The sequence below is a fragment of the Brevibacterium sp. VCM10 genome (assembly GCF_000583215.1).
Lineage (GTDB): Bacteria > Actinomycetota > Actinomycetes > Actinomycetales > Brevibacteriaceae > Brevibacterium > Brevibacterium linens.
This window is the reverse complement of sequence record NZ_JAJB01000025.1, coordinates 1-20665: the sequence shown is the minus strand read 5'-3', so window position 1 is coordinate 20665 and position 20665 is coordinate 1. Positions and strand designations below refer to the sequence as shown.

General features: G+C 66.0%; 17 protein-coding genes. All 17 read left to right on the top strand.

Annotated elements, in window-relative coordinates; translation table 11 throughout:
- Positions 1-1464: a UDP-N-acetylmuramoyl-tripeptide--D-alanyl-D-alanine ligase gene (locus AD89_RS0107415; protein WP_025777970.1), complete on the top strand. Its 1464-nt coding sequence runs from the start codon at positions 1-3 to the stop codon at positions 1462-1464.
- Positions 1464-2552: a phospho-N-acetylmuramoyl-pentapeptide-transferase gene (gene mraY / locus AD89_RS0107410; protein WP_025777969.1), complete on the top strand. Its 1089-nt coding sequence runs from the start codon at positions 1464-1466 to the stop codon at positions 2550-2552. The genes AD89_RS0107415 and mraY overlap by 1 nt, the downstream gene beginning before the upstream one ends.
- Positions 2553-2562: 10 nt before the next feature.
- Positions 2563-4065, top strand: coding sequence for a UDP-N-acetylmuramoyl-L-alanine--D-glutamate ligase (murD, locus tag AD89_RS0107405; protein ID WP_025777968.1), 1503 nt, complete (start codon positions 2563-2565; stop codon positions 4063-4065).
- A 1-nt stretch (position 4066) separates the two neighbouring features.
- The gene (gene ftsW, locus AD89_RS0107400) at positions 4067-5674 is read left to right on the top strand and encodes a putative lipid II flippase FtsW (protein WP_025777967.1); all 1608 of its coding nucleotides are present in this window, start codon (positions 4067-4069) and stop codon (positions 5672-5674) included.
- Position 5675: 1 nt separating this feature from the next.
- Positions 5676-6776: an undecaprenyldiphospho-muramoylpentapeptide beta-N-acetylglucosaminyltransferase gene (murG, locus tag AD89_RS0107395; RefSeq protein ID WP_025777966.1), complete on the top strand. Its 1101-nt coding sequence runs from the start codon at positions 5676-5678 to the stop codon at positions 6774-6776.
- A gap of 2 nt (positions 6777-6778) precedes the next feature.
- Entirely contained in the window at positions 6779-8194 is a 1416-nt protein-coding gene (gene murC / locus AD89_RS0107390; protein ID WP_025777965.1) for a UDP-N-acetylmuramate--L-alanine ligase, read from the top strand.
- A 5-nt stretch (positions 8195-8199) separates the two neighbouring features.
- Complete coding sequence (locus AD89_RS0107385; RefSeq protein WP_025777964.1) at positions 8200-8955, top strand: cell division protein FtsQ/DivIB; 756 nt, start codon at positions 8200-8202, stop codon at positions 8953-8955.
- A 235-nt stretch (positions 8956-9190) separates the two neighbouring features.
- Entirely contained in the window at positions 9191-10378 is a 1188-nt protein-coding gene (ftsZ, locus tag AD89_RS0107380; RefSeq protein ID WP_025777963.1) for a cell division protein FtsZ, read from the top strand.
- Position 10379: 1 nt separating this feature from the next.
- On the top strand, positions 10380-11138 hold the full coding sequence (pgeF, locus tag AD89_RS0107375; RefSeq protein WP_025777962.1) for a peptidoglycan editing factor PgeF: 759 nt from the start codon (positions 10380-10382) through the stop codon (positions 11136-11138).
- Positions 11139-11216: 78 nt separating this feature from the next.
- Complete coding sequence (locus AD89_RS0107370) at positions 11217-11738, top strand: cell division protein SepF (RefSeq protein WP_025777961.1); 522 nt, start codon at positions 11217-11219, stop codon at positions 11736-11738.
- A gap of 95 nt (positions 11739-11833) precedes the next feature.
- On the top strand, positions 11834-12133 hold the full coding sequence (locus tag AD89_RS0107365; RefSeq protein ID WP_025777960.1) for a YggT family protein: 300 nt from the start codon (positions 11834-11836) through the stop codon (positions 12131-12133).
- Between the two features lie 305 nt (positions 12134-12438).
- Entirely contained in the window at positions 12439-13257 is an 819-nt protein-coding gene (locus AD89_RS0107360; RefSeq protein WP_025777959.1) for a DivIVA domain-containing protein, read from the top strand.
- 124 nt (positions 13258-13381) lie between these two features.
- A complete protein-coding gene (locus AD89_RS0107355) occupies positions 13382-13918 on the top strand; it encodes a signal peptidase II (protein ID WP_025777958.1) in 537 nt (178 codons plus the stop codon).
- Positions 13911-14834 carry an RluA family pseudouridine synthase gene (locus tag AD89_RS0107350; RefSeq protein ID WP_025777957.1) on the top strand — a complete coding sequence of 308 codons (924 nt, stop codon included), beginning with the start codon at positions 13911-13913 and terminating at the stop codon, positions 14832-14834. Before AD89_RS0107355 ends, AD89_RS0107350 begins: the two co-directional genes overlap by 8 nt.
- Positions 14835-15074: 240 nt before the next feature.
- A complete protein-coding gene (gene dnaE, locus AD89_RS0107345; RefSeq protein ID WP_051505140.1) occupies positions 15075-18584 on the top strand; it encodes a DNA polymerase III subunit alpha in 3510 nt (1169 codons plus the stop codon).
- 71 nt (positions 18585-18655) lie between these two features.
- Positions 18656-19966 carry a histidinol dehydrogenase gene (hisD, locus tag AD89_RS0107340; protein ID WP_025777955.1) on the top strand — a complete coding sequence of 437 codons (1311 nt, stop codon included), beginning with the start codon at positions 18656-18658 and terminating at the stop codon, positions 19964-19966.
- 2 nt (positions 19967-19968) lie between these two features.
- Positions 19969-20466 carry a transcriptional regulator NrdR gene (nrdR, locus tag AD89_RS0107335; RefSeq protein WP_025777954.1) on the top strand — a complete coding sequence of 166 codons (498 nt, stop codon included), beginning with the start codon at positions 19969-19971 and terminating at the stop codon, positions 20464-20466.
- Positions 20467-20665 lie beyond the last annotated feature (199 nt).

Below are 20665 nucleotides of genomic sequence, written 5' to 3'. Positions count from 1 at the left end.
ATGAAGCGACTGACTGCAGCCGAAATCGCAACCGCCGTGAGCGGCGAGTTGTACGGCATCGACCCCGAGACCCCATTGACCGCCGGCGTGGTGACCGACTCGAGAGAAGTCGGACCCGGCGATATCTACGTCGCCCGCCGAGGCGAGAGCTTCGACGGCATCGAATTCGCCGCCGCCGCCGTCGAGGCGGGAGCGGCCCTGATCATCGGCGAATCCGTCCCCACCATCGATGATGAGCCGCTGCCCGTCGTCGTCGTCGCCGATGCCACCGAGGCGCTCGGCCAGCTGGCCAAGCACAGCATCGAGGGCCTGCGCGCAGAAGGCGAGATCACCGTCATCGCGATCACCGGCTCCGTCGGCAAGACCACCGTGAAGGACCTCGCCGCCGATCTTCTCGCGGGCGCCGCCGAGACCGTGTGGCCGCCGAACTCCTACAACAACGAGGTCGGCGTTCCGCTGACAGCTCTGCGGGCAGTCGAATCAACCCGTTTCCTCGTCCTCGAGATGGGAGCCCGGTCGATCGGCAACCTCGCCTATCTGACCAGCCTCATCCGGCCCGATATCGCCGTCGAACTCGCTGTGGGCACTGCGCATTCCGGAGTCTTCGGGTCGATCGAGAACACCGCTCGGGCCAAGGCCGAACTCGTCGAGTCTCTGACGGCCGGATCCACCGCCGTGCTCAACGCCGATGACACCCGCGTGTCCGCGATGCGCGAGGTGCTTGCTCCCGACGTGTCCACCCTGTGGTTCTCACAGCGTGAGTCCCTGCCCGAATGGGTCGGAGCCGACGACCAGGTCGTGCGCGGCACCTCCGTGTCCACGGATTCCTCCGGCCACCCGACGTTCACCCTCACCCTGCCCGGTGAAGAGCCGCGCGATGTGCGTCTGGCGCTGATCGGCGAACACCACGTCGGCAACGCTCTGGCGGCTGCCGCCATCGCCCACGCCTGCGCAGTGCCGACGAAGTCGATCGTCACGACCCTGGCGACCTCCTCGGCGGCCAGCCGCTGGCGGATGGAGCTCATCGATTCGCCGACGGGCGTGACCGTGCTCAACGACGCCTACAACGCGAACCCCGAATCCATGCGAGCCTCCCTGAAGACCCTGGCCTCGATGGGCCGCGGTGACGAGGAGACGAGTCCGCGTCGCACCTTCGCCGTCCTCGGCGAGATGCTCGAGCTCGGTGACGAATCGGTGTCGGCGCACTCGGACATCGGCGAACTCGTCGTGCGTCTCAACATCACTCGCACCATCGTCGTCGGCGACGGCGCCAAGCCGATCTTCAACGCCGCGAACCTCGAGGGTTCCTGGGGCAACGAGGCGGCCTGGGTCGCGACCGCGGCCGAGGCGAGAGATCTCCTGAACGCCGAACTCGCACCCGGCGACATCGTCCTGTTCAAATCCTCCCGTGACGCCGGTCTGCGCTATCTGGGAGACGAAATCGCCGGAGTATCGGGGGCCTGATGATTGCCGTACTGCTCGCAGCCTGCCTGGCTCTCATCTTCGCCCTGGTCGGCACCCCGCTGTTCATCCGGGTGCTCGTGAGAAAGGGGTACGGCCAGTTCGTCCGCGATGACGGTCCGACCTCGCATGCGACGAAGCGCGGGACCCCGACCATGGGCGGCGTCGTCATCATCGGCGCCGCAGTGCTCGCCTACCTGCTCGGGCATCTGTTCACCGGTTCCGTGCCCACGGCGTCGGGGCTGCTCGTGCTGTGGCTGGCTGCGGGACTGGCGGTCGTCGGGTTCCTCGACGACTTCATCAAGATCAAGAAGCAGCGGTCGTTGGGCCTGCGCCCGATGCCGAAGCTCATCGGCCAGGCCTTCGTCGGAATCTCCTTCGCCGTCCTCGCCCTGCAGTTCCCGAACTCCTTCGGCGAGACCCCGGCGTCGACGAAGGTCTCGTTCATCCGCGACACGAACCTCGACCTCGCCTTCGGGTCCGCGATCCTCGGACTCATCTTGTTCGTCATCTGGGCGAACCTCATCGTCACCGCAGTCTCGAACGCGGTCAACCTCACCGACGGTCTCGACGGTCTGGCCGCCGGTGCCTCGGTGGTCGTCTTCGCCGCCTATGTCGTCATCGGCACCTGGCAGTCGACCCAGAACTGCAACCTCATGTCCGAGGCCACGAACGCCTGCTACTACATGCGCGACCCCCGGGACCTCGCGATGGTCGCCGGGGCCATGGCCGCGGCCTGCTTCGGCTTCCTGTGGTTCAACACCTCACCGGCGAAGATCTTCATGGGCGACACCGGTTCGCTGGCCATCGGCGGCGCCTTCGCCGGACTGGCGATCATGTCGCGCACCGAGCTGCTGCTCATCGTGCTCGGCGGACTCTTCGTCATCATCACGCTGTCGGTGATCATCCAGGTCGCTTCCTTCAAGACCACCGGCAAACGCGTGTTCCGCATGGCACCGCTCCAGCACCACTTCGAGCTCAAGGGGTGGGCGGAAGTGACGATCGTGGTGAGATTCTGGATCATCGCAGCCCTGTTCGTCATCGCCGGAATCTGCCTGTTCTACGCTGACTGGGTGGCCCGCATTGGCTGATGAACCCACCATGAAGGCGATCCCGGCCGCGCTGAGCGGTCCGAGCTCATCCCTGGCCGGACTGCGCATCCTCGTCACCGGTCTCGGCGTGACGGGATTCCCGGCCGCCGTCCACCTCGGCGAACGCGGCGCCGACGTCATCGTCATCGACGGCGATGACACGGCCGATGTCAGCGAGAAGGCGCAGATCCTCGAGGTCTTCGACGTCGACATCCGACGGGGACCCGACCATGTCGAGACTCTGCCCGAGGGTGATCTCGACCTCGTCGTCACCTCACCCGGGTGGCGTCCCGACCAGCCCGTGCTGGCAGCCGCAGCCGAGGCCGGCATCCCCGTCATCGGCGAGGTCGAACTCGCCTGGCGGATCCGCGGGACGAACGATGCCAAATGGCTGGCCATCACCGGCACCAACGGCAAGACGACGACCACGACGATGCTCGAATCGATGCTGCTGGCCGCCGGGCTCAAGGCCAAGGCCTGCGGCAACATCGGCACCCCGCTGCTCGAAGCCGTGCTCGAACCCGGACTCGAGGTCCTCGCGATTGAACTCTCGAGCTTCCAGCTGCACTGGCAGGAGTCGATGAGCGCCGACGCCGCGGCCGTGCTCAACATCGCCCCCGACCACCTCGACTGGCACGGCAGCGCCGACGCCTATGCCCGGGACAAAGCGAAGATCTTCCACAATGCGAAGCTCGCCTGCGTCTACAGCTGTGCCGACGAGGCGACCCTGCACATGGTCGAGGACGCCGACGTCATCGAAGGGGCCAAGGCCATCGGCTTCACCACCGGCGTGCCGCGCCCCGGCGAACTCGGGGTCGTCGACGATCTGCTGGTCGACCGGGCCTTTATCCCGCAGCGGTACTCCTCGGCCGCCGAACTCGCCTCCCTCGACGATGTGGCGGCCGCCACCGGAGTCGCGGGGTCGCAGCCTGCCCCGCACCAGATCGCCAACGCCCTGGCCGCCGCCTGCCTGGCCCGCGCCATCGACGTTCCCGGTCAGGCGATCGCCGCGGGACTGCAGAACCATTCGCTCGGAGCTCACCGCATGGTCACCGTCGCCGAAGCGGACGGCATCAGCTGGGTCGACGACTCGAAGGCGACGAACACTCACGCCGCGAATGCCTCACTGGCAGCCTTCGACTCGATCATCTGGATCGCCGGGGGACTGCCCAAAGGTGCGGACTTCACTTCTCTCTTCGCCGACCACCGCGACCGGCTCAAGGCTCTCGTGCTCATCGGCGCCGACGACTCGGCCTATCGCGAGGCCATCGCCGCGACCATCCCCGACCTCGACGTTGTCCGGATCGAACCGGCCCTGGCAGTGGACTTGGGAGTCCCGAAGCGCCGCGGCGAGGCCGTCGCCGCTGCCGCCGTCGACGCCGCCGCACGCTTGGCCGAAGCCGGCGACACCGTTCTGTTGGCCCCGGCGGCCGCGAGCATGGACCAGTTCCTCAACTACAACACGCGCGGCGAACTGTTCACCGAGGCCGTCAACACGCACCTGGAGCGCTGAGATGGGACGGCAGGCCACCGCGAAGGCGGATGAACGTCGCCGCCGCAAGCTTGCGAAGACGACTGTTGCCGCCACGGCTCCGCCGACATCGAAGCGGTCCGCAGCGTCGACCGCGACGAAGTCCCCGGACGCGACGACCGCGAGGAAGTCCCCGGGCGCGACGTCCGCTGGCAAGGCCCGCGCGGGGAAGTCCGCCGCCGCGAAACCTGCCTCGAAGACCGCTGCGAGGAAAGCCTCCGGTGTGAAGAAGACGGCGAAGGCCGGCACGAAGAAGCCGGCACAGGCCCCCGGCGGGAAGGGGCCTGCCAAGGCCGGCGGGAAGAAGCCGGCGCGGGCTGTCGGCGGGAAGAGCTCCGCGAAGACCGCCTCGGCGATCCGGAACGCATGGGATCATGTGCGCGGTGACGTCTCCGGCCTCTCCGCCCATCCGCTGACGACCTACTTCCTCATTCTCGTCTCCGTCGTGCTGCTCACGGGACTGGGCCTGGTCATGGTGCTCTCCGCCTCATCGATCACCTCCTACGACGGGGGAGCAGGCTCATCGTTCGCCTATTTCAACAAGCAGGCGATATTCGCCGGAGTCGGCCTCGTCCTCATGGCCATCGCGAGCCGGATGTCGCTGCAGTTCTGGAAGCGGACGGCCTGGGCCGCGATCATCGGCGGCCTCGCCATGCAGGCAGCCGTCTTCGCCCCGGGTCTCGGCAAGGAGACGAAGGGCAATGCGAACTGGATCGGCTTCAGCGGATTCCAGATCCAGCCCTCGGAGTTCCTCAAGGTCGCCCTCGCCCTGTGGCTCGGCTTCATCCTGGCCCAGAAGGCCGGGAAGATGACCACCTTCGGCCACGCCATGATCCCCGTCGTTCCCGGAGTCCTCGCCGCCGCCGGACTCGTCGTCGCCGGCAACGACCTCGGCACCGGGCTGGTCATCATGGCCATGGCGATCGTCTGCCTGTGGGTCGGCGGATTCCCGATGAAGTACTTCCTGCTCCTGGGCAGTGTGCTCGTCGCGGCCGTCGCCTTCTTCGTCCTCAGCTCCCAGAACCGCCTCAACCGCATCGAGGCGCTGCTCACCGGACATGCCGATCAGTCCGCAGCGGACACCATGGGACAGGCGTGGCAGTCCAACCACGGACTGTTCTCCCTGGCCTCGGGCGGATGGCTGGGAGTCGGACTCGGCGCCAGCCGTGAGAAATGGTCCTGGCTGCCCGAAGCCCACAACGACTTCATCTTCGCCATCATCGGAGAGGAACTCGGCCTCGTCGGCACCCTCGTCGTCATCCTCATCTTCGCCGTCCTCGGATTCGGGATGGTCCGCGTGGTGATGCGCTCGAACAGCGTCATGGTCCAGGTCGCCACCGCCGGCTTCTTCGCCCTCATCATCGGACAGGCCGGAATCAACATCGGCGTCGTCACCGGAATGCTGCCGGTCATCGGTCTGCCGCTGCCGTTCGTGTCCTACGGCGGCTCCTCGATCATCGCCTCGCTGCTGGCCGTCGGTGTGGTGCTGTCGTTCGCTCGCACCGAGCCGGGCGCCGAGGCGGCCATCGCCGCCAACAGGGATCGCCTGCGATCCTCACTCGCCGTGCTCGTCCGCAAGAAAAGGAAATGAGATGACGAACATCCTCCTCGCCGGTGGAGGCACCACCGGCCATATCTCGCCGATGCTGGCGATCGGCCGTGAGCTGGCCCGGCAGCACCCCGATTGGGATGTCGTGGCGCTGGGCACCCAGGACGGGCTCGAAGCCGAGATCGTTCCTCGCGCCGGATTCGAGCTGCTCACGATCGACAAGGTGCCCATGCCCCGGTCGATCAGTCCCGCCCTGCTGAGATTCCCGTTTCGCTTCCGCGACAACATCTCCGCCGTCAAACAGATCATCTCCGCTCGCCGCATCGACGCCGTCGTTGGCGTCGGGGGCTACGTGTGCCCACCGGCGTTCCTCGCCGCCAAGCAGGCGAAGATCCCGCTGATCGTCCACGAAGCCAATGCGAAACCGGGAATGGCCAACCGCCTCGGCGCCCGACTGACGACCACCGGTCGCGTCGGCATCACGTTCCCCGACACGAAGCTGCCGGGTTCGACTCTCGTCGGCATGCCCATGCCCGCCGAGATCACCGATCTCGACCGCAGCGACGCAGGACAGCGGGCAGGATTCCGTGCCGAACTCGGGCTGCGCGATGACCGTCCTGTCCTCGTCGTGACCGGCGGCTCCTCCGGGGCCCAGAAGATCAACGAGGCCTTCCTCGCCACCGCGACCGCCTGCCAGGAGGCCGGCATCCAGGTCCTCCACATCACGGGAGCCGGAAAGGGCGATGCTCTGCGCGAGGTCGCAGCCGAACTGAGCGACTACCACGTCGTCGACTATGTCGACGGAATGCATCGGGCCTATGCGGTGGCCGATCTGCTCGTCGCCCGCTCCGGCGCGGCCACGGTCTCCGAAGCCACGGTCGCCGGTGTCCCCGCTCTCTACGTGCCGCTGGCCATCGGCAACGGCGAACAGCGCCTCAACGCCTCCGGCAGCGTGAGCGCCGGTGCCTCCCTCATGGTCGACAATGCCGACTTCTCACCGTCGACGGTCGTCGAGACCATCCTGCCGCTGCTCGCAGACGAATCGCGACTCGCGCAGATGAGCCGAGCGGCGCTGAACCTCAACTACCCCACCGATGCCGCGGCCCGCATGGCCGCCATCGTCAACCGCGCGCTGGAAGGCTGACTATGACCTCTGCGAACACGAGTCCTGCGAACGTCGTTCCCGTCGACGAACTCGGAGCCGTCCACTTCATCGGCATCGGCGGTTCGGGAATGTCCGGAATCGCCCGGATCATGGTCATGAACGGAGTTGACGTCTCCGGCTCCGATGCGAAGGAATCCAACGTCGTCGATGTGCTCCGGACCCTGGGGGCCACGGTCACGATCGGGCATTCGGCCGACAACCTCGGTGAGGCCGACACCCTCGTCATCTCCTCGGCCATCCGCAAGGACAATCCCGAACTCGTCGAAGCACAGCGACGCGGGCTGCGGATCCTCCACCGCTCCGGGGCTCTCGCCTCGCTCATGGTCGATCGGCGAGCCGTGGCCGTGGCGGGCACCCATGGAAAGACCACAACCACCTCGATGACCACCGTGGCTCTGCAGGCGTGCGGAGTCGACCCGTCCTTCGTCATCGGGGGAGTGCTGTCGACGACGGGCACGAACGCCCACCTGGGCACCGGAGACGTCTTCGTGGCCGAGGCCGACGAATCCGACGGGTCGTTCCTCCTCTACGAACCGGCCATCGGCATCCTCACGAACGTCGAAGCCGACCACCTCGACCACTACGGGACTCCGGAGAAGGTGCGCGAAGCCTTCATCGAGTTCTGCGACGGCATCCAGACACGGGGCGGGACGATCATCGCCTGCGCCGACGACCCGGGTTCCCGGGATGTCGCCCTGCACTCCCGCAGCCAGGGCGCCGACGTCATCCTCTACGGCACCTCCGTCGATGCCGATCTCGTGCTGCGCGACCTCGACTCCGGAATCGCCTCGACCTTCGTCCTCGACCTGCCCGGCCGCGACGACGAGCTGCAGGTCGAACTGCGGCAGCCGGGGATGCACAACGCGCTCAACGCCACCGCAGCGATCGCCGTGGCCCTCAGCCTCGGCGCCGATGTCGAACGCGCGGCCGCCGGGCTCGCCGGCTACGGGGGCACCCGCCGGCGCTTCGAAGAACGCGGCATCGCGGCCGGAGTGCGCGTCATCGACGACTACGCCCACCACCCGACCGAGGTCCGCGCGGTGCTCAGCGCCGCCCGCGGAGTCGTCACCGACGGCGGACGGGTGTGGGCGATCTTCCAGCCGCACCTGTATTCGCGGACGATGGAATTCCGGGAGGAGTTCGGACAGGCCCTCGGACTGGCCGATGAGGTCGTCGTCCTCGACGTCTTCCCTGCCCGCGAAGATCCCGTGCCCGGAGTCACAGGCGCGCTCATCGCCGATCGGGTCCCGCACGGGAGCGTGACCTTCTTGGAGTCCTTCGCCGAGGCGGTCCCGTTCGTGGCGGCACGTGTGCAGCCCGGTGATCTGGTGCTCACAGTCGGAGCCGGCGACGTGACGATCCTCGGGCCCGAGCTGCTGAGCGCGCTGGAGGGCTGAGGCCCATGGTGCCGCTTCCCCCGGCCCGGTCCGGTGACAACTCCACAGCCGACCTCACCGGAGTCATCCGGGCCCGACGCCTCAAGACCTGGCGTCGACGCCTCATCGCCATCGGCATCGTGGCCGCGCTGATCGCCCTCGCCGCCGTCGCCTGGTTCTCACCCCTGCTGACACTTAAGAAGGTGCAGGTGAGCGGCAGCGAACTGATCGACACCGACACGGTGAGCGAGTTCGTGCTCGAGCGTCAGGGCGACAGGCCTCTGCCGCAGGTGCGCCCGGGTGCGGTCGAGGACTCGGTGCTGGGGGAGTTCCCGAAGGCCGAAGCGGCCTCCGTCCACTATGCCGGCCCACGCGCGCTGAAGATCGACATCACGGACCGCACCCCCGTCATCGCGATCGAAGACGATTCCGGCTTTCGTCTCTACGACTCCGAGGCCGTTGATCTCGGCACGGTCGACACAGCCCCCAAGAAGCTCACCGTGCTCAACGGAGGCGCACACCAGCCGGACAGAGAGACCGTCGCCGCGGTGATCCGCTTCATGGGCGATCTGCGACCGGAGCTGCGCCGTCAGCTGGTGACGATCGAGGCCGAGGATGCCATGAGCCTCAAGGGTCGACTCGACACCGGCAAGCAGACAGCCACGGTCGTCTTCGGCGATTCGTCCGACTCCAGCCTCAAGGTGCGCACCGCCGCCCAGCTCGCTGCCGAAGGCCGCACGGAGATCGACGTCTCAGTGCCCTCGGTGCCCGTGACCGACTGAGCCGCGGTGCGACCGAGTGCCGGCCCGCGGCACCGTCGAGCCCCGCACGGGGCAGCCGCTGCGATTGCCTCCGTTTGGCCCCGACACACCGGGTGTGAAGTTTGGCCGAACCCCGACACTCCGGCGAGAATGGTTGCAGTGATATTGCCCCGCCCAATAGCCTCAGGGCAGAGAACACAGACCGAATGCGCACGCAGACCCTGCGGAGCGCAAGCGCTTGAGACGAGGAACCGACTTGGCTGAATTCCCACAATCCGGAGCGGACATCAAAGTTGCCGGAACCGGCGGCGGCGGTGTCAACGCTGTACAGAGGATGATCGACGTCGGCCTGCGCGGCGTGGAGTTCATCGCAATCAACACCGACGCCCAGGCTCTCGTCCTGTCCGACGCCGATGTCAAGCTCGAGATCGGCCGCGACCAGACCCGCGGACTCGGCGCCGGCGCGGATCCGGAGATCGGCAAGAAGGCAGCCGAATCCTCCGAGGACGCCATCCGTGACGCTCTCGAGGGTGCGGACATGGTCTTCGTCACCGCCGGCGAAGGCGGCGGCACGGGAACCGGTGCCGCCCCCGTCGTGGCCCGCGTGGCCCGCTCGCTCGGGGCACTGACCATCGGCGTCGTCACCCGACCGTTCACCTTCGAGGGGCGCCGTCGTTCCGCGCAGGCGGAGGCCGGAATCGCGGCCCTGCGCGAAGAGGTCGACACCCTCATCGTCATCCCCAACGACCGACTGCTCTCGATCTCCGATCGCAGCGTCTCCGTCGTCGAAGCCTTCCGGTCGGCCGATGAGGTCCTGCGCTCCGGTGTCCAGGGCATCACCGACCTCATCTCGGTCCCGGGACTGATCAACCTCGACTTCGCCGACGTCAAGTCGGTCATGCAGGATGCCGGCACTGCGCTCATGGGCATCGGTGCGGCAACCGGCGACGACCGTGCCGTGCAGGCCGCCGAATCAGCCATCGCCTCCCCGCTGCTGGAAGCCAGCATCGACGGCGCCCACGGAGTGCTCTTCTGCATCACCGGCGGCGGCGACCTCGGACTCTTCGAGGTCAACGAAGCCGCACGCCTGGTCCAGGAGGCCGCGCACCCCGAAGCGAACATCATCTTCGGCGCGGTCATCGACGACAACATCGGCGACGAATGCCGAGTGACCGTCATCGCCGCCGGGTTCGACAACACCTCGCCGAACGCGGAGACCGCCGGATCCGACCAGATTCCGACTCCGATCCCAGCGGCCGCACCAGCCGAGCCCGAGACCGAGTCGCCCGTCGTCGCCGAACCCGAGACCGAGGCTCCGGAGGCCGATGAGCCGGCCGCCGCACCACGCCGCAGCGAGGAACACCAGATTCCTGCCTCCCTGCCGGGCGAACGGAGCAGCTCGAACGTCGACTCCGACCTCGATATCCCGGATTTCCTCAAGTAATATGCTGCGCTCGAGGTTCGTCATCCCGGGCGAACGCACCGCCCACGTCGCCTTCACCGATCGGCACGGCGGCTATTCGAGCGGGGACTTCTCCTCGTTCAACCTCGCCCGCCACGTCGGAGACGATGACGAATTCGTCGCAGCCAACAGGGCCGCTCTCGCTCAGGTCATCGGCCTGAGCGGAGAGCGGCTCTCGTTCGTCTCCCAAGTGCACGGAACCGACGTGCACATCATCAGTGACGAGACGCAGCTGCGGCAGGAACCGGTCGTCGCCGATGCCCAGCTGACGACGGTGGCTGGGGTAGGGCTGGCGATCATGGTCGCCGACTGCACCCCGGTCATGCTCGCCGACGCCGAAGCGGGCGTCATCGCCGCCGTCCATGCGGGACGCCCGGGAATGGCCGCGGGAGTGATCGGCACGACGATCGCCGCGATGCGCGACGCGGGCGCTCGGGACATCCATGCAGTCATCGGACCATCCGTCTGCCCGCGCTGCTACGAGGTCCCACCGGAGCTGAGGAGCGAGGTCGCGGCGATCGAGCCGACCGCCGCCTCGGTGTCGGTGACCGGCACACCGGCCCTCGACGTCGCCGGTGCGGTGGCCGAACAGCTGCGCCGGGCGGATGTGGCCATCGATCATTTCTCACGCACCTGCACGAAGGAATCCGAGGACCTCTTCTCCTATCGCCGGCAGAAGCGGACGGGGAGGTTCGCCGGGATCATCTGGCTGCAGCAAGAAAAGACCGCGACACACCCATAGGACTCACCGGCCCGGATGCTCGCGTGCGATAGTTTGGGCGACAGGTGAGCAAGTGCCGAAGTCCGAGGAGCTTTAGACATGTCTGCAATCAAGAAGACGCTGGAATACCTGGGTTTCGTCGAAGAAGAGGACGAGACGACCACCCAGCACGCCGACCGCCGTGAACCCGCTCGCCGGGATCGCGAGGTCGTCGAGACCTTCGACGACGCCGACGAGGTCGACGATCGGGCGGCAGTCGAAGAGCGGACTCCGGCCCCGGTGACACCGATCCATCCGTCACCGATCCGTCCCGTAGACACCCCGGCGCCAGGAACTTCAATGAATCGCATCAGGACCATCCACCCCCGCAGCTACAATGACGCCATGGTCATCGGCGCTGCCTTCCGCGAGGGCACCCCTGTGATCATGAATCTCTCTGAGATGGACGAGAACAACTCCAAGCGTCTCGTCGACTTCTCCGCAGGCCTGATCTTCGGCCTGCACGGGTCGATCGAACGGGTCACGAACAAGGTGTTCCTGCTCACTCCCGAGAACATCGAAGTCGCCGGCGAGAACGAAGCCGACTCTGACACCCAGGCCAGCTTCTTCAACCAGAGCTGAACGTCGTAGCAGTTCTCTCAACTCGTCCTCAGCCGGAGCCGGTAGGCTGAAGCCTCAGAACTCTCAAGCAACAACGAAAGGCGCGGGGGACCCACGTGGCCATCATCTTCTACATCCTCGGTACAGCGCTGAGCCTCTATGTGTACGTGCTCCTGGCGCGCGTCGTGCTCGACCTGGTCCAGGTGTTCTCCCGCGACTGGAGGCCCACCGGATTCCTCCTCGTCCTGGCCGAGATTGTGTACACACTCACCGATCCGCCGCTGAAGCTGCTGCGCAGGATCATTCCGCCGTTGCGTCTGGGACAGGTGTCGCTCGACTTGGGGTTCATCGTCCTGCTCATCGGCATCCAGATCATCGCATCGGTGTTCTTCAACCTCTCGCACACCGCCGCCTGAATCCCTCCGCTGCTGCGATCTCGACTGACGAATCACTGTGGATGGGCACCCGGATTCGCCTCCGGATCTGCTCGGCCGACGATCGTGAATTCCTTTCATGATTACCGAGGGGAATGGTGAATGTGCTCACCATAATTGGCCGTTCGTGTGCCCGGCTTGTTAGCCTCTGATGCGGAAAACTTCGTCATTGAATGCGTGACACGCCATTACTGCGGGACAAAACTGCAGGTGTTACGCTAATGTGACGTTGAAGCCGTCCTTCGGGGCGGCAGCGTAATGAATGTAGATCGACTGAAGGTGACCTCATGGCGCTCACGCCTGAAGACGTAGTAAACAAGCGGTTCCAGCATGTGAAGTTCCGCGACGGGTACGACCAGGACGAAGTCGACGATTTCCTTGACGAGGTCGTCGTTGAGATTCGCCGTCTCTACCAGGAGAACGACGAACTGCGTCAGAAGCTCTCCACCGCCGAACAGCGTGTGAAGGAACTCGAAGCAGGCGGCGCCTCGGCAGCTCCGGCAGAGGACATCGACGCTACTCAGGCGATGCCCGCAGCTGTTCCTGCAGCCGAAGAGAAGGAAGAGGCTCCGGCTCCGGCCGAAGAGCCTGCCGCTCCGGCACCGGCCGAAGAGGCCCCGGCCCCGGCCCCGGTCGTCAAGGATGCCGCTCCGGCCCCGGCCCCCAAGAAGGACAGCTCTGCTGCACCTGCTGTGGCAGCAGGAGCTGCGGGTGGAGCTGCGGGTGCCGGTCTCGGTGCTGCCGCAGCCGGCGGCGACGGGGACGCTCATGGTCTCATCGCTCTGGCCCAGCGCGTCCACGACGAGCATGTTGCCGAAGGTGAGCGCAAGCGCGACGAGCTCATCAAGGGCGCCGAGAAGGAAGCCGCCGACATCGTCGGCAAGGCCGAGAGCAAGCGCGACGAGATATTGTCGACCCTCGAATCGCAGAAGTCGACGCTCGAGCGTTCGATCGACCAGCTCTCGAACTTCGAGCGCCAGTACCGCACTCGACTCAAGAGCTACCTCAACGATCAGCTGCGTGACCTCGAGAACTCCACGAGCCTGGCTCCGGAGACCCTCGACGGAAACGGCCCGGTGGGCGGTTCCTCGAACCACAAGCTCTGATCTCACAGCTCGATCGACCGAGGTCCGGGAACTCCGCGGAGTGTCCGGGCCTTCGTCGTGTCCGGGCGCTTCATTGCCGGGCGCCTGGACCCTGCAGCGTCGGCAGTGGTCTAGAATGAACCAAATGAACGATCCTGCCTCACGGGTGAAACGACCTCGCGCCGCCATGATGGTCCTGCTGTTCGCAATCGCCGCATCAGTGCTCGTGATCGATCAGTTCACCAAGTTCCTCGCCGTCACCTTCCTCGAAGACCGGCCTCCGGTTCCGGTGATCGGCTCCCTCGCCGGATTCACCTTCTACCGCAACCCCGGTGCCGCGCTCGGCCTCGGGTCGAACGTGACGTGGATCTTCCCGATCATCGCCGTCGGCGTCTTCATCGCCATCCTCGTGATCTCTCGCAAGCTCGGGTCGCGGGCCTGGGCGATCGGCCTCGGTCTGCTCTTGGGCGGACTCTTCGGCAACCTCGTCGACAGGCTCTTCCGTGAACCGTCGTTCCTGCACGGCGCGGTCGTCGACTTCATCGATCTGTCGCTGTTCATCTGCAATGTCGCGGACATCGCGATCTCCGCCGCCGCAGTGACCCTCGTCATCGTCAGCCTCCGGGGCATCGACATCGACGGATCGGACTCCACACGTGTGAAAGAGGACTCTCATGACTGAACGTTCCATCCTCGTCCCCGAGGGACTCGACGGCCAGCGCGTGGATGCTGCGATGTCGAAGCTGCTCGGCCTCTCCCGCACCGCGGCCGCCGATATCTGTGCCGACGGGGGAGTGGAGATGTCCGGGCGTCCGGTCATCAAATCCGATCGCGTCGTCGCCGGTGAGCGCCTCGACATCATGATGCCCGAACCGAAGAGGCCGCTCGAGGTCGTGCCCGACCCCGTGCCGGGAATGCGCATCGTCCACGACGAGGACGCGTTCGTCGTCGTCGACAAGCCCGTCGGTGTGGCAGCACACCCGGCTATCGGCTGGACCGGACGCACCGTCGTCGGCGGTCTCGCAGCAGCGGGATTCCGCATCGCCACCTCCGGTGCACCCGAACGTCAGGGCATCGTCCAGCGCCTCGACGTCGGCACGTCGGGACTCATGGTCGTGGCGAAGAGCGAATACGCCTACAGCGTGCTCAAACGTGCCTTCAAGGAGCGCACGGTGGCCAAGACCTACCACGCGGTCGTGCAGGGACTGCCCGATCCCGTGCTCGGCACCATCGATGCCCCGATCGCCCGGCATCCCAAGCACGACGGACTCTACGCCGTGCGCAGCGAAGGCAAGAACGCGATCACCCACTACGAGGTGATCGAAGCCCACCGTCGTGCCGCGCTCGTCGAAGTCCACCTGGAGACCGGACGCACCCATCAGATCCGCGTCCACTTCTCCGCCACCAAACATCCCTGCGTCGGCGACCTTCCCTACGGCGCCGATCCGGTGCTGGCGAAGGAACTCGGTCTGGAACGCCAATGGCTGCACGCGGTCAAACTCGGCTTCCACCACCCCGATACGCAGAAGTGGGTCGAATTCGAAAGCGGGTATCCCGAGGACCTGCAGACCGCGCTCGACCGCATCCGTCCGAACTGACGCCGGCGGTCGGCCCGGCCGTGCCCTGACTGGCCCGGAAACCGAGCGCTGAGCGACGCGCCGGCGGGACCTGCGCGAGCAGGAGCCCGGGTGCCGCGTGCCGGGGAACACCATTCCCGGGAGCCCTCCTCGGAGAGTTCGATGGACTAAGCTGGAACGGCAACACCGGCAACTTCAGGAAGGCGGCGCCCAGTGCCGAACGAGGACTTCGTCCACCTCCACGTCCATACCGAATACTCCATGTTGGACGGTGCGGCGCGCCTCGCCGATCTGATGGCGGCGACGAAGGCATCGGGAATGTCCGCGATCGCCACGACCGACCACGGATACCTGTTCGGCGCCTTCGACTTCTGGTCTCAGGCGACCGCCGCCGGAATCAAACCCATCATCGGCGTCGAAGCCTATGTCACGCCCGGCACCGACCGCCGGGACAAGACGCGCGTGAAGTGGCGCACCGACGAATCGCAGAAGAGCGACGACCTCTCCGGTGGTGGTCTCTACACGCACATGACGCTGCTGGCTCGGAACAATACGGGCATGCGCAACCTGTTCAAGGCGTCGTCCTATGCCTCCCTGGACTCGGTGACCGCGAAATGGCCCCGACTGGACCAGGATCTGCTCGAGAGCTATTCCGACGGACTCATCGCCACCACCGGCTGCCCCTCGGGGGAGGTGCAGGTGCGGCTGCGGCTGGGACAGTACGAAGAGGCCAAAGCGGCTGCCGGGAAATACCGTGAGATCTTCGGTAAGGACAACTACTACGTCGAACTCATGGACCACGGCCTGTCCATCGAGAAGAGAGTGACGAAGGACCTCATCCGGCTGTCGAAGGAACTCGACATTCCGCTGGTCGCCACGAACGACCTCCACTACACGCACGAATCCGATGCGAAGGCGCACGAAGCGCTGCTGGCCATCCAATCCGGTTCCAAACTCATCGAACCGACCTACGATCAGGGCGGATCGCGCTTCGCCTTCTCCGGCTCCGGATACTATCTCAAGACCCCCGCAGAGATGCGGTCCCTGTTCCGGGAATTCCCCGAGGCCTGCGACAACACCCTCGAGATCGCCGAGAAGTGCGAAGTCTCCTTCGACACCTCGGCGAACTACATGCCGAAGTTCCCCTGCCCTCCCGGCGAGGACGAGACCTCGTGGCTGATCAAGGAAGTCGCGAAGGGACTCGACTACCGGTACCCCGACGGTGTTCCCGATGACGTCCGCAGGCAGGCCGACTACGAACTCGACATCATCATCTCGATGGGTTTCCCCGGCTACTTCCTCGTCGTCGCCGACTTCATCAACTGGTCGAAGGACAACGGCATCCGCGTCGGGCCCGGCCGTGGTTCGGGTGCCGGCTCCATGGTCGCCTACGCGATGCGCATCACCGATCTCGATCCGCTCCAGCACGGACTGTTCTTCGAGCGCTTCCTCAACCCGGACCGCGTGTCCATGCCTGACTTCGACGTCGACTTCGATGATCGTCGCCGCAGCGAGGTCATCGACTATGTGACCAAGAAGTACGGCGATGAGCGTGTGGCGATGATCGTCACCTACGGCACGATCAAGACGAAGATGGCGCTGAAGGACTCCGCTCGTGTGCTCGGCAAACCCTTCTCGATGGGTGAGCGGCTGACGAAGGCCCTGCCGCCTGCGGAGATGGCCAAGGACATTCCGCTCAAGGACATCGAGGACCCGGAGTCCAAGCGCTTCAAGGAAGCCGGGGAGTTCCGCGAACTCGTCGACACCGATCCGGAGGCCCGGGAGACCTTCGAGACCGCCAAGGGCCTGGAAGGGCTGAAGCGGCAGTGGGGCGTCCACGCCGCCGGTGTCATCATGTCCTCGGACCCGATCATCGACGTCATCCCGATCATGCGGCGGTTCCAGGACGGGCAGGTCATCACCCAGTTCGACTATCCGACCTCTGAGGGCCTCGGGCTCATCAAGATGGACTTCCTGGGGCTGCGGAATCTCACGATCATCTCCGACGCAGTGGAGAACATCAAAGCCAACCGGGACTACGAGCTCGACCTCGAGCACCTCGCCCTCGACGATCCTGCCGCGTATGAGCTGCTCACCCGGGGCGACACCCTCGGTGTGTTCCAGCTCGACGGCGGCGGCCTGCGTGCGCTGCTGCGGATGATGAAGCCGGACAACTTCGAGGATATCTCCGCGACCCTGGCGCTCTACCGCCCCGGTCCGATGGGCGCCGATTCGCATACGAACTATGCCCTGCGCAAGAACGGTCTGCAGGAGGTCACTCCGATCCACCCAGAGCTCGCGGAGCCGCTCAAGGAGATCCTCGACACCACCTACGGTCTCATCATCTACCAGGAGCAGGTGATGGCGATCGCGCAGAAGGTCGCCGGCTACTCGCTGGGACAGGCAGACATCCTCCGCCGTGCGATGGGCAAGAAGAAGAAATCCGAGCTCGACAAGCAGCAGGTCGGATTCTTCGGGGGAATGAAGGAGCGCGGCTACTCCGAGGCCGCCGCTCAGGCGCTGTGGGACATCCTGCTGCCGTTCTCGGACTACGCGTTCAACAAGGCGCACTCGGCCGCCTACGGCGTCGTGTCGTACTGGACCGCCTATCTCAAGGCTCACTACACCGCCGAATACATGGCGGCTCTGCTGACCTCGGTCGGTGACAACAAGGACAAACTCGCGATCTACCTCAACGAGTGCCGCCGGCTGGGCATCACCGTGCTGCCTCCGGATGTCAACGACTCCGCGCTCCACTTCACGCCGGTCGGCACCGATATCCGCTTCGGCATGGGGGCGGTCCGCAACGTCGGCGCACACGTCGTCGAGGGCATCGTCGAAGCCCGCGGTGAGAAGGGCGCCTACACCTCGTTCACGGACTTCCTCGACAAGGTGCCCAGCCACGTGTGCAACAAACGCACGATCGAATCGCTCATCAAGGCCGGCGGCTTCGACTCGCTCGGCCACAGCCGTCGCTCACTCGTCGAAGTCCACGAGGAGGCCGTGGACTCGGTCATCGGCGTCAAGAGGCAGGAAGCCAACGGACAGTTCGATCTCTTCGCCGGGCTCGGCGGGGGAGACGACTCGCCGGGCTTCTCCGTGACCATCCCGGACCGTCCGGAGTGGGAGAAGAAGGAGAAGCTGTCCTTCGAGCGCGACATGATCGGCCTCTACGTCTCCGACCACCCGCTCAATGGGCTCGAAGGTGTGCTGGCCGCCGAGTCCGATGCCTCCATCGCCGAGGTGGTCGATCCGGAGTCGCACCGCCACGACGGATCCCAGATCAAGGTCTGCGGAATGATCACCCAGGTCACCCGCAAGGTGTCGAAGAACTCCGGGCGTCCCTATGCGATCGTGACCGTGGAGGATCTCGAAGCCGAGATCGAAGTGATGTTCTTCGGCGACACCTACGAGCCGGTGGCGAGCCTGTTGGCGACCGACCTCGTGATCTCCCTGACCGGTCGCATCCGCACCTCCGATGACCGTCCGACCTCGCTGATGGCGATGTCGATGACGATTCCCGATGTCACCGACCCCAACGATCGGCCGCTCAACCTCATCATGCCGATGGAGAAGGCAACCGAGGAGATGGCGTCGAAGCTCAAGCAGATCCTCGAATCCAACAAGGGGCAGACCGACGTGCACATCACCCTGGCTCAGCCGGGACGGCAGACGGTCATGCGTCTGGACCGGTCGATCCGAGTCGATCCGAATCCGAGCCTCTACGGAGACCTCAAGGCGCTGCTGGGCTCCCGCTGCTTCAGCGTCTGAGGCGCGAACGCTGAGCCTGCCCTCGTCCGCACTGCGGGCCGGGGGCCTGCGGTGCTGCCGTGGAGACTAGAATGGTGCGGGTGAACATTCTGGACTTCCGTGGTGAGACCCTCAATAAGCGATTCCTGGCACAGAAGCTGCCGCGGGCCGCCGAGACCCATGCCGACATCGAACGACGAGTCGCCGAACTGCTCGACACCGTCGCCGGTGGGGGAGCGGCCGCGGTGAAGGACTTCACCGAGCGCTTCGACGGGGTCCGTCCCGAGACGCTGCGCGTGCCGGCCTCGGCGCTGGCCGAAGCTGCAGCCGGCCTCGATCCCGCGGTCAGGGCCGCTCTCGTCGAATCCATCGCCCGAGCCCGGAAGGTCGCGGCCGATCAGCGCCCCGTCGATGTCCGCACCGAGCTGGCCACCGGCGCCTTCGTCACCACCCGCCACCTGCCGGTCGAACGTGTCGGACTCTACGTCCCCGGCGGGCTGGCGGTGTACCCGTCGACTGTGATCATGAACGTCGTGCCCGCGCAGACAGCGGGTGCACACTCACTGGCGATCGCCAGCCCGCCGCAGAGCAACGGCCTGCCGCACCCGATCGTCCTCGCCACCGCACACATCGTCGGCGTCGACGAAGTCTGGGCGATGGGCGGAGCACAGGCGATCGGCGCCCTGGCGTACGGCTTCGACGACGGTGAGGAACTCGAGCCCGTCGATCTCATCACCGGTCCCGGAAACGCCTATGTGGCTGCGGCGAAGTCCCTGGTCCGTTCCCGCGTCGGCATCGACGCGGTCGCCGGCCCGACGGAGATCATCATCCTCGCCGACGACCAGGCCGATCCGCGCTTCGTCGCCGCCGACCTCATCAGCCAGGCCGAACACGACGAACTGGCCGCCTCGGTGCTGGTCACGGACTCCGTCGACCTCGCCGAGGCGGTGCAGAAGGAGCTGGACGTGCAGGTGCCCGACGCCATGCACACCGAACGGATCGGAACGGCTCTGGCCGGTCGGCAGTCGGCGATCGTCCTCGTCGACGATCTCGACGCCGGTATCACCGTGGTCAACGGCTATGCCGGTGAGCACGTCGAGGTCCACACGGCCGAGGCGGCAGCGGTCGGGGCACGGATCACGAACGGGGGAGCGGTCTTCCTCGGCGATTGGGCACCGGTGTCACTCGGCGACTACTGCGCCGGATCGAACCACGTGCTGCCCACGATGGGCACCGCCGCACACGGTTCGGGTCTGGGAGTCCACTCATTCATCAAGGTCAGCCAGGTCATCGACTATGATCGACAGGCCCTGTCCGAGGTCGCCGGACACATCGGTGTACTCGCCGACGGCGAACAGCTGCCGGCGCACGGCCGCGCTGTCGACATCAGGTTCGAGGAGTAGAGATGCGCTGTCCGTTCTGCCGCGAGTCCGATTCGCGGGTCGTCGACTCGCGGACCAGCGAAGACGGCGCCGCGATCCGCCGGCGCCGGCAGTGCCGTCACTGCGGTCGCCGCTTCACCACGATGGAGGCCACGAGCCTGTCGGTGATCAAACGCTCCGGAGTCACCGAGGAGTTCTCTCGTCAGAAGATCATGTCGGGTGTGCGCAAAGCCTGCCAGGGACGTCCGGTCAGCGACGATGATCTCGCGAAGCTCGCACAGCGGGTGGAGGAGAACATCCGGTCGCGCGGAATCGCGGAGATCGACGCCGATGAAGTGGGTCTGTCGATCCTCGAACCGCTGCGGGAGCTCGACCAGGTCGCGTACCTGCGCTTCGCCAGCGTCTATCAGGGATTCGACTCGCTCGAAGACTTCGAGGCCGCGATCGACTCGCTGCGTGCCGATGCGCTGCTGCAGTCCGGTCAGACCCGCGAACCCACCCCCGACGACTTCGCCGACTGAGCGACTGACGTCGGCGCGTGACCGGATCCTGAGACTGCTGAGATTTCTGTCGGAAATCTCCGTTTCGAGTACCGCGGTACAGAAATAGTTGTGTAGTATTGAACGTGCGCGCTACGGCGCGCGGCCGCTTGCGGTTCGGAGGGGAAGCCGAACCCAAGCGGCCTTTCACATTCACCCCTATTTGCTACCTGACGGCGGC

Coding starts and splice junctions, on each gene's coding strand:
- AD89_RS0107415 (WP_025777970.1), top strand. CDS start 1: ATGAAGCGACTGACTGCAGCCGAAATCGCAACCGCCGTGAGCGGCGAG.
- mraY (WP_025777969.1), top strand. CDS start 1,464: ATGATTGCCGTACTGCTCGCAGCCTGCCTGGCTCTCATCTTCGCCCTG.
- murD (WP_025777968.1), top strand. CDS start 2,563: ATGAAGGCGATCCCGGCCGCGCTGAGCGGTCCGAGCTCATCCCTGGCC.
- ftsW (WP_025777967.1), top strand. CDS start 4,067: ATGGGACGGCAGGCCACCGCGAAGGCGGATGAACGTCGCCGCCGCAAG.
- murG (WP_025777966.1), top strand. CDS start 5,676: ATGACGAACATCCTCCTCGCCGGTGGAGGCACCACCGGCCATATCTCG.
- murC (WP_025777965.1), top strand. CDS start 6,779: ATGACCTCTGCGAACACGAGTCCTGCGAACGTCGTTCCCGTCGACGAA.
- AD89_RS0107385 (WP_025777964.1), top strand. CDS start 8,200: ATGGTGCCGCTTCCCCCGGCCCGGTCCGGTGACAACTCCACAGCCGAC.
- pgeF (WP_025777962.1), top strand. CDS start 10,380: ATGCTGCGCTCGAGGTTCGTCATCCCGGGCGAACGCACCGCCCACGTC.
- AD89_RS0107370 (WP_025777961.1), top strand. CDS start 11,217: ATGTCTGCAATCAAGAAGACGCTGGAATACCTGGGTTTCGTCGAAGAA.
- AD89_RS0107360 (WP_025777959.1), top strand. CDS start 12,439: ATGGCGCTCACGCCTGAAGACGTAGTAAACAAGCGGTTCCAGCATGTG.
- AD89_RS0107355 (WP_025777958.1), top strand. CDS start 13,382: ATGAACGATCCTGCCTCACGGGTGAAACGACCTCGCGCCGCCATGATG.
- AD89_RS0107350 (WP_025777957.1), top strand. CDS start 13,911: ATGACTGAACGTTCCATCCTCGTCCCCGAGGGACTCGACGGCCAGCGC.
- dnaE (WP_051505140.1), top strand. CDS start 15,075: ATGTTGGACGGTGCGGCGCGCCTCGCCGATCTGATGGCGGCGACGAAG.
- hisD (WP_025777955.1), top strand. CDS start 18,656: ATGGTGCGGGTGAACATTCTGGACTTCCGTGGTGAGACCCTCAATAAG.
- nrdR (WP_025777954.1), top strand. CDS start 19,969: ATGCGCTGTCCGTTCTGCCGCGAGTCCGATTCGCGGGTCGTCGACTCG.